Genomic DNA, 8,507 nt, shown 5'->3' with positions numbered 1-8,507 from the left:
GACGAAGGCGGTGTATCAGTGAAATGAATGCCTGCTGACACTCCGCTTTCGTCGGATCGCCGCCCGGAGCAAGCCCGCTCCCACAAGGGATTTATATCGCTCAAGCCCCTGCAATCAACTCCCGAGCCGCCTGGCTGTGATCGGCAATCAACCCCTTCAAGTCCAACCCCTCGACCTGGCCATCAATCACCCGCCATTGCCCGCCGATCATCACCCGATCGGCCCGGTCCGCACCGCACAGCAGCAAGGCCGAGATCGGGTCGTGGCTGCCGGAGAAGCGCAATTCATCGAGCTTGAACAGCGCCAGGTCGGCCTGCTTGCCCTCCGCCAGTTCGCCGATATCGTTGCGCCCCAGCAATTGCGCCGAGCCCCGGGTCGCCCAGCCCAGCACGCGTTCTGGGGTGATCGCTTGCGCGCCGTAGCGCAGGCGCTGGATGTACAGGGCTTGGCGGGCTTCGAGGAGCATGTTCGAGGCGTCGTTGGAGGCCGAACCGTCCACCCCAAGTCCCACTGGAGCGCCGGCGGCGGTCAGGTCCAGGGTCGGGCAAATGCCTGAGGCCAGGCGCATGTTGGAGCTGGGGCAATGACAGATGCCGGTGCCGGCGGCACCCAGTCGGGTGATTTCATCGGGATTGAAATGAATGCCATGGGCCAGCCAGGTGCGTGGGCCGAGCCAGCCGACGCTGTCCAGATAGTCCACGGTGCGCAGGCCAAAACGTTGCAGGCAAAAGTCTTCTTCGTCGAGGGTTTCGGCCAGGTGCGTGTGCAGGCGCACGTCGAGCTTGCGCGCCAGGTCGGCGCTGGCGCGCATGATCTCGGGGGTGACCGAGAAGGGTGAGCAGGGCGCCAGGGCAATCTGGATTTGCGCACCCTCGCCACGCTCATGGTATCGGTCAATCAGCCGCCGGCTGTCGTCAAGAATCACTTGGCCCTGTTGCACGGTCTGCTGGGGCGGCAAGCCACCGTCGGCTTCGCCCAGGCTCATGGAGCCGCGCGTCAGCATCGCCCGCATGCCCAATTCCCGGACACTCTGCACTTGCACATCGATGGCGTTTTCCAGGCCGTCTGGAAACAGGTAATGGTGATCGGCCGCCGTGGTGCAGCCCGACAGCAACAACTCCGCCAACGCCACTTTGGTCGCCAGCGCGAGCTTCTCCGGAGTCAGTCTCGCCCACACCGGATAGAGGGTTTTCAGCCACGGGAACAGGGGCTGGTTCACCACCGGCGCCCAGGCGCGGGTCAGGGTCTGGTAGAAGTGATGGTGGGTGTTGATCAAGCCCGGCAGGATGACATGCTCGCGGGCATCGAAGATCACGTCGCAGGGTTGGCTGGGGTATTGGCCGGCGCGCAGCAGCTCGACGATCACACCGTCTTGCAGGACGAGGCCGCCACGGGCGTCGAGATCGTTGGTCGTGAAGATAGCGAGAGGGTTTTGTAACCAGGTACGGGTCGCAGGCATGGTGGCCGGCTCCTCTGAAAATTGGGTTCAGGTTAGCCAGCTCAGTGATGCCCTGTCTGCTGATCCAGGGTCGCCCGTTGGATAGGGCGAGGTGCGGAGTTTACTCAGGTTGCCCGGCGAATTTCCAGCGTCGGATGGAAGCCCCTTGTGGGAGCGAGCCTGCTCCGGGCGGCGATCCGACGATAGCGGTGGATCAGCCAATATAGATATTGAATGTCGGTCCGCTATCGCGAGCAGGCTCGCTCCCACAGTGGGCAAGCGTTCTATTTACCAGGGAATCGTCTCGCCCTTGTAGTTGACGAAGTGATGCCCGCCCTTGCCGGCAAACGCGTTGACCTGGTCGATCAACCCACGGGTGCTGGTCTCGACGTCGATGTCCGCGCCTTCACCGCCCATGTCGGTCTTGACCCAGCCGGGATGCAGCGACAACACAGTCAATGTCTGCTCGCCTAGTTGGGTGACGAAGCTGCTGGTCATGGAGTTGAGGGCCGCTTTGCTGGCCTTGTACAGCGCCAGTTCTGGCGCGTCGGGCATGGTCACGCTGCCCAGCACCGAACTCATGAATGCCAGCACGCCGCTGCCTTCGCGGATCTGTCCGACGAAGCGCTGGGCCAGGTTGATCGGCGCCACGGCATTGGTGAAGAACAACCGACCGACCTCGGCCAGTGTCGCGCCACCCGGGCTTTGGTTGTCCGGGCCCTTGACCCCGGCATTGACGAACAGCAGGTCGAATGTGTGCCCTTTGAGCTGCTGGCTCAGGGCGATGACGGCTTGTTGGTCGTCCATGTCCAGTTTTTCGATCCGTACCGCGCCCAGCGACTGCAAGGCTTCGGCGTTCTGCGGATTGCGCACCGTGGCGGTCACGTCCCAGCCATCACTGAGCAGCGTTTTCACCAGACCCAGGCCCAAGCCCCGGGAGGCGCCAATGATCAATGCTTTTTTTGCCGAATTCATGAGGGCATCCTTGAGAGAAAAGGTCACGGATTTAATGGACAACGTTGCCCGAGCCGTGGTTTCAGCTCGTGACGCAACGCGTCGAGTTCGGTCATTCGGGTTTCGATCAGGTTGAGATTCTACCTCGCCCTTAAGTGGTTAAAAAATGAACAAGCGGCTGCGAGCCATGCCTTGCTTGGGATGGGCGCAGCCATGAACGGCTTATCCACAGGATGCTCCACAGTTATTGTGCGCAAGCCAGAGACTTGGGCATAAGCACTGCGAGGCTTTCTTCTAAAGGTGCTAAACCGCTCCAAGCGGTTGTTTTGTTGATGAAATTATCCAATACGCAGAAGTTTGAACAAAAAATGAACAGTGCTCTGAAACCCGCATGACAAAAGGGTTACAGGCGAATGTGCTCAGGTTATCCACAGTCGGGTGCACAGTGGATGTGGGCAAGTTGAACGATTGCGGGAGGCTGTCTTAACGGGTCAAGAGGATTCGTCCACGGCTCAGGTCGGCAAGTTGCTTTTGCAATGTCTGGATGTGCGCCTCGCCTACCGCAATCTGCAACTCCACGCCGTTGGCAGTGAAACTTTCGTCATTCACCAGACCGCCACATTCGGTGACGCGCAGCTTCACCAGGGGCAGTTCGGCAAATCCACAGGCACAGTGCAGTGCGATGCGGCTGATCAGTTCGATCTTCTCGGCATTTTGCAGGCATTTGTTCGCGCCACCGCCGTAAGCCCGGGCCAACCCGCCGGTGCCCAACTGAATGCCGCCGTACCAGCGGATCACCAGCACCACGACTTGATCACAGGCCTGCGCTTCGATGGCGGCCAGGATCGGCCGCCCAGCGGTGCCTCCCGGTTCGCCATCGTCGTTGCTGCGGTATTGGTCACCGAGTTTCCAGGCCCAACAATTGTGCGTGGCGTCCAGGTCGCTGTGCTGTTCGATGAAGACCTGGGCCTCGGCGGGGCTGGCAATGGGAGCGGCGAGGGTGATAAAGCGGCTTTTGCGAATCTCTTCGCGGTACTCGCAAAAACCGGCAAGGGTAAAGGGCATGGGCAAATCTTAAAGGACAGGTGTCAGGCCGCAGCCCTTGAGAATGATGCGGACCAGATTGTCGCCGGCCTCGATCATGTCTTGCTTGGTCAGCTTGCTGCGACCGGTCACCCGACAGATCTGGGTGGCGAAGTCGGCGTAATGCTGAGTGCTGCCCCACAGCAGGAAGATCAGGTGAACCGGGTCGACCGGGTCCATTTTCCCCGCATCGATCCAAGCCTGGAACACGGCGGCCCGCCCGCTGAACCAGACACGATAATCCTGGTTGAAATACTCGGTCAGGCATTCGCCTCCGCTGATCACCTCCATGGCAAACAGCCGCGATGCCTGGGGCTGGCGACGGGAGAATTCCATCTTGGCGCGGATGTAGCGAGTCAAGGCTTCGGCCGGATCGTCTTCGGCGGTCAGGGTGTTGAAGGTGCTGTCCCACAATTCAATGATATTGCTCAGCACTGCCACGTACAGACCGAGTTTGTTGGTGAAGTAATAATGCAGGTTGGCCTTGGGCAGCCCGGCCCGCAGGGCGATGGCATTCATGCTGGTGCCCTTGAACCCATGGCGGGCAAACTCATCTTCGGCGGCCTTGAGAATGGTCTCTTCGTTCTTCTGACGAATGCGACTGGTGGGCTTGCCACCGTGGGCAGGGACTTCAAAGGTCATGGACGTTTCCGGGCTGGGTCTGTGGGGCAAGCAAATGCGTTGATAGCGCACCGGCGGCGATCCGACAAGTGCCAGGACTATAAAAGCACTTTGACAGGGGCTGCTCAGATCTTGTGGGAGCGGGCTTGCTCGCGAAAGCAGACTTGCATGCGACATCTATTCGACCGGTAAACCGCCTTCGCGAGCAAGCCCGCTCCCACAAAAGAAAAGGCTCAGCGAGTCGCTGCCAGGCTCTCGAGAAAACTCTCCAGCACCAGATGAGGTCGCCGTCCCTTGCGGGTGACAGACGCCAGGCTCAGATCATAAAAACGTGTTGCAGGTTTCAAGGCTCGCAACCGGCCTTGCTGGACCCAGAGGCTGGCGTAGTGATCCGGCAAGTAGCCGATATAGCGCCCGGTTAGAATCAGAAACGCCATGCCTTCGCGGTCCGATGCGCTGGCGGTGCAATTGAGCGCCTGATAATGGGCCTGGATCTCGGCGGGTAAGCGGAAGGTTGGTGCAATGGCGTCCTGGCTGTTCAGCCGGGCATCTTCCAGTTGTGGGTCATCGGCGTAGAACAACGGATGCCCGACCGCGCAATACAGCAGCGACCGTTCACTGTAGAGCGGTTGGTATTCCAGCCCCGACAAGGCACTGGCCTGGGGAACCACGCCGACATGCAGGCGACCGTCGAGCACGCCTTGCTCGACTTCGTTGGGGGCAATCATGCGGATCTGGATCTGCACATCAGGGCCGCGCTCTTTCAATTGGGCCAACGCGTGGGTGATGCGCATGTGGGGCAGGGTGACGAGGTTGTCCGTCAGACCAATGGTCAATTCGCCGCGCAAATGTTGATGCAGACCGTTGACCTCAGTACGAAAGCTTTCCAATGCACTTAATAGCTGCAACGCCGATTGATACACCTCACGGCCTTCCTCGGTCAGAGAAAACCCCGCGCGTCCACGCTGGCACAGCCGCAAGCCGAGGCGTTGTTCGAGGTCGCTCATCTGCTGGCTAATGGCCGAGCGCCCGATGCCAAGCACCGTTTCGGCCGCTGAGAACCCGCCACACTCCACCACACTGCGAAAAATCCGCAACAGGCGGATATCAAAGTCGCTGACCTGGGCCAGTGGATCGGGACGGCGAACGCTCATTGTTTAGTGATCCGCTGATTGAAGGTTAGAAAAGTTGGATTTCCCCGACTTTATCGTCGTGGCAACTTAGCTTCAAGAACGCTTTCGATTCCTGCTGCTTTTCTTCTGCGAGGTTTTGTCAATGAACATGCCCGAACACGCTGCCGGCTCCCTGGCCAGCCAGCTCAAGCTTGATGCCCACTGGATGCCCTATACCGCCAACCGTAATTTCCAGCGTGACCCGCGTCTGATTGTGGGCGCCGAGGGCAGTTGGCTGGTGGACGACAAGGGGCGCAAGGTCTACGACTCGCTGTCGGGCCTGTGGACCTGCGGCGCCGGGCACACCCGTAAGGAGATCCAGGAAGCGGTCGCTAAACAACTGGGCACCCTCGACTATTCGCCGGGCTTCCAGTACGGCCATCCGTTGTCGTTCCAGCTGGCGGAAAAAATCACCAGCCTGACCCCGGGCAACCTCAATCATGTGTTCTTCACCGACTCAGGTTCCGAGTGCGCTGACACCGCGGTGAAGATGGTCCGTGCCTACTGGCGTCTCAAGGGGCAGTCGACCAAGACCAAGATGATCGGTCGCGCCCGTGGCTACCACGGTGTAAACATCGCCGGTACCAGCCTGGGCGGCGTCAGCGGTAACCGCAAACTGTTCGGCCAGGCCATGCACGATGTCGATCATTTGCCCCACACCTTGCTGACGAGCAATGCCTATTCCCGTGGCATGCCGAAAGAGGGCGGAATCGCCCTGGCCGATGAGCTGCTCAAGTTGATCGAACTGCACGATGCTTCCAACATTGCGGCGGTTTTCGTTGAGCCAATGGCCGGTTCCGCAGGTGTGCTGGTGCCGCCTGAAGGCTATCTCAAGCGCCTACGGGAAATCTGCGACCAGCACAGCATCCTGCTGGTGTTCGACGAGGTGATCACCGGTTTCGGCCGCACCGGTTCGATGTTCGGCGCGCAAAGCTTCGGCGTCACGCCAGACCTGATGTGCATCGCCAAGCAAGTCACCAACGGTGCGATCCCCATGGGCGCGGTGATTGCCAGTACCGAGATCTACCAGACTTTCATGAACCAGCCGACGCCTGAATATGCGGTGGAGTTTCCTCACGGCTACACCTACTCGGCTCACCCGGTGGCGTGCGCGGCTGGCCTGGCAGCGTTGGATCTGTTGCAGAAGGAGAGTCTCGTGCAAAGCGTGGCCGAGGTCGCCCCGCATTTCGAGAACGCCTTGCACGGTCTGAAAGGTTCGAAAAACGTCATCGATATTCGCAACTATGGCCTGGCCGGGGCGATCCAGATTGCACCGCGCGATGGCGATGCGATCGTGCGTCCATTCGAGGCGGGTATCGCGCTGTGGAAAGCCGGGTTCTACGTGCGGTTCGGCGGCGACACCTTGCAGTTCGGGCCGACCTTCAACAGTAAGCCGCAGGATCTGGATCGCTTGTTCGATGCGGTTGGTGAAGTGTTGAACAAGCTCGACTGACGCGTTTCTTTCTTATCACGCTGAATCAAGGGCGCTCGGATATGGGCGCCTGTGGATAAAAACCTGGAGTTCCCATGAGTCTCATCCCGCACCTGATCAATGGCGAGCTGCTGAGCGACAGCGCCCGTACTGCCGATGTGTTCAATCCGTCCACCGGCCAGGCGATTCATAAAGTGCCACTGGCTGATCGCGCGACCATCCAGCAAGCCATCGATGCCGCCAGCGCGGCTTATCCGGCCTGGCGCAAGACGCCGGCCGCCAAACGCGCGCAGGTGATGTTTCGTTTCAAGCAGTTGCTGGAGCAGAACGAGTCGCGCATCGCGCAGCTGATCAGCGAAGAACATGGCAAGACCCTGGAAGACGCGGCCGGTGAGCTCAAGCGCGGCATCGAGAACGTCGAGTTCGCCTGCGCGGCACCGGAAATCCTGAAGGGCGAGTACAGCCGCAACGTAGGACCGAATATCGATGCCTGGTCAGACTTCCAGCCCCTGGGCGTGGTGGCCGGAATCACGCCGTTCAACTTCCCGGCCATGGTGCCGTTGTGGATGTATCCCCTGGCAATCGTCTGCGGCAACTGCTTCATCCTCAAGCCGTCCGAGCGCGATCCGAGTTCTACACTGCTGATCGCTCAGTTGTTGCTGGAGGCTGGATTGCCGAAGGGCGTCTTGAGTGTCGTGCATGGCGATAAGGCAGCGGTGGACGCGCTGATCGAGGCGCCGCAAGTGAAGGCATTGAGCTTCGTCGGCTCGACGCCGATCGCCGAATACATCTATGCCGAGGGCACTCGTCGCGGTAAACGCGTACAGGCGCTGGGCGGGGCGAAGAACCATGCGGTGCTGATGCCGGATGCCGATCTGGACAATGCGGTCAGCGCCCTGATGGGGGCGGCGTACGGTTCGTGCGGTGAGCGTTGCATGGCCATTTCGGTGGCGGTGTGTGTCGGTGATCAAGTGGCTGATGCGTTGGTCTCCAAGCTGGTGCCGCAGATCAAGGCGTTGAAGATTGGTGCGGGTACGTCCTGTGGGCTGGACATGGGCCCCCTCGTTACCGGTCAGCACCGGGATAAGGTCAGCGGCTATATAGAGGACGGCGTCGCGGCGGGTGCATCGTTGATCGTCGACGGCCGTGGCTTGAGTGTAGCGGGGAACGAAGAAGGCTTCTTCCTGGGTGGTTGCCTGTTTGACCGCGTTACTCCAGAGATGCGCATCTATAAAGAGGAGATCTTTGGGCCGGTACTGTGCGTCGTCCGGGTCAACAGCCTGGAAGAAGCGATGCAACTGATCAACGATCATGAATACGGCAACGGCACTTGCATCTTCACCCGTGATGGTGAGGCGGCGCGGTTGTTCTGCGACGAGATCGAAGTGGGCATGGTGGGCGTCAACGTTCCATTGCCGGTGCCGGTCGCGTATCACAGCTTTGGCGGCTGGAAGCGCTCGCTGTTCGGCGATCTGCATGCTTATGGTCCTGACGGTGTGCGCTTCTATACGCGCCGTAAAGCCATTACCCAGCGCTGGCCGCAACGTGCCAGTCATGAAGCATCGCAGTTCGCTTTCCCTAGTTTGTAATTGGTAGGGAAAAAGGCCGGTGCCTTAATAAGCACCGGCCTCTTTGTTTGTTAGGCTTTCTGATTGATGTGACAGAAATATTGAAATAGGTGTTGACGGCAGATTTCAGGTGTCTATAATTCGCCCCACTTCCGGCGCAGTCGAAACGGAAAACTCCTTGAGATTCAACGAGTTGCGATGTTTTCGACAGCGACCTGCTTCAGTTCATCGAAGCCTGG

The 8,507-nt window shown here is 59.8% G+C and carries 7 protein-coding genes and 1 pseudogene; 2 read left to right on the top strand and 6 right to left on the bottom strand.

What is annotated here, in order from left to right; translation table 11 throughout:
* Positions 1-100: 100 nt before the first annotated feature.
* The 6 genes and pseudogenes from RGM2987_RS01295 to RGM2987_RS01270 form a co-directional block, all read right to left on the bottom strand.
* A complete protein-coding gene (locus RGM2987_RS01295; RefSeq protein WP_245138310.1) occupies positions 101-1,459 on the bottom strand; it encodes an 8-oxoguanine deaminase in 1,359 nt (452 codons plus the stop codon).
* A 267-nt stretch (positions 1,460-1,726) separates the two neighbouring features.
* Entirely contained in the window at positions 1,727-2,413 is a 687-nt protein-coding gene (locus tag RGM2987_RS01290; protein WP_245138309.1) for an SDR family oxidoreductase, read from the bottom strand.
* A gap of 23 nt (positions 2,414-2,436) precedes the next feature.
* Positions 2,437-2,529: pseudogene (locus tag RGM2987_RS01285) on the bottom strand (MerR family transcriptional regulator); the annotation flags it as partial.
* A 346-nt stretch (positions 2,530-2,875) separates the two neighbouring features.
* Positions 2,876-3,457 carry a YigZ family protein gene (locus tag RGM2987_RS01280; protein ID WP_245138308.1) on the bottom strand — a complete coding sequence of 194 codons (582 nt, stop codon included), beginning with the start codon at positions 3,455-3,457 and terminating at the stop codon, positions 2,876-2,878.
* 9 nt (positions 3,458-3,466) lie between these two features.
* A complete protein-coding gene (locus RGM2987_RS01275) occupies positions 3,467-4,117 on the bottom strand; it encodes a TetR/AcrR family transcriptional regulator (protein WP_245138307.1) in 651 nt (216 codons plus the stop codon).
* Positions 4,118-4,329: 212 nt separating this feature from the next.
* Positions 4,330-5,250, bottom strand: coding sequence for a LysR family transcriptional regulator (locus tag RGM2987_RS01270; protein ID WP_245138306.1), 921 nt, complete (start codon positions 5,248-5,250; stop codon positions 4,330-4,332).
* A 121-nt stretch (positions 5,251-5,371) separates the two neighbouring features.
* On the opposite strand from RGM2987_RS01270, the gene RGM2987_RS01265 reads away from it, so the two are divergent.
* Together RGM2987_RS01265 and RGM2987_RS01260 are read left to right on the top strand one after the other, a co-directional pair.
* On the top strand, positions 5,372-6,721 hold the full coding sequence (locus RGM2987_RS01265; protein WP_245138305.1) for an aspartate aminotransferase family protein: 1,350 nt from the start codon (positions 5,372-5,374) through the stop codon (positions 6,719-6,721).
* A gap of 74 nt (positions 6,722-6,795) precedes the next feature.
* Positions 6,796-8,289 (top strand): CoA-acylating methylmalonate-semialdehyde dehydrogenase, encoded by a 1,494-nt coding sequence (locus RGM2987_RS01260; RefSeq protein ID WP_245138304.1) that lies wholly within the window; start codon positions 6,796-6,798, stop codon positions 8,287-8,289.
* Positions 8,290-8,507 lie beyond the last annotated feature (218 nt).

It is taken from the genome of Pseudomonas sp. RGM2987, assembly GCF_022952855.1.
Lineage (GTDB): Bacteria > Pseudomonadota > Gammaproteobacteria > Pseudomonadales > Pseudomonadaceae > Aquipseudomonas.
This window is presented reverse-complemented; position numbering and strand designations above follow the sequence as displayed.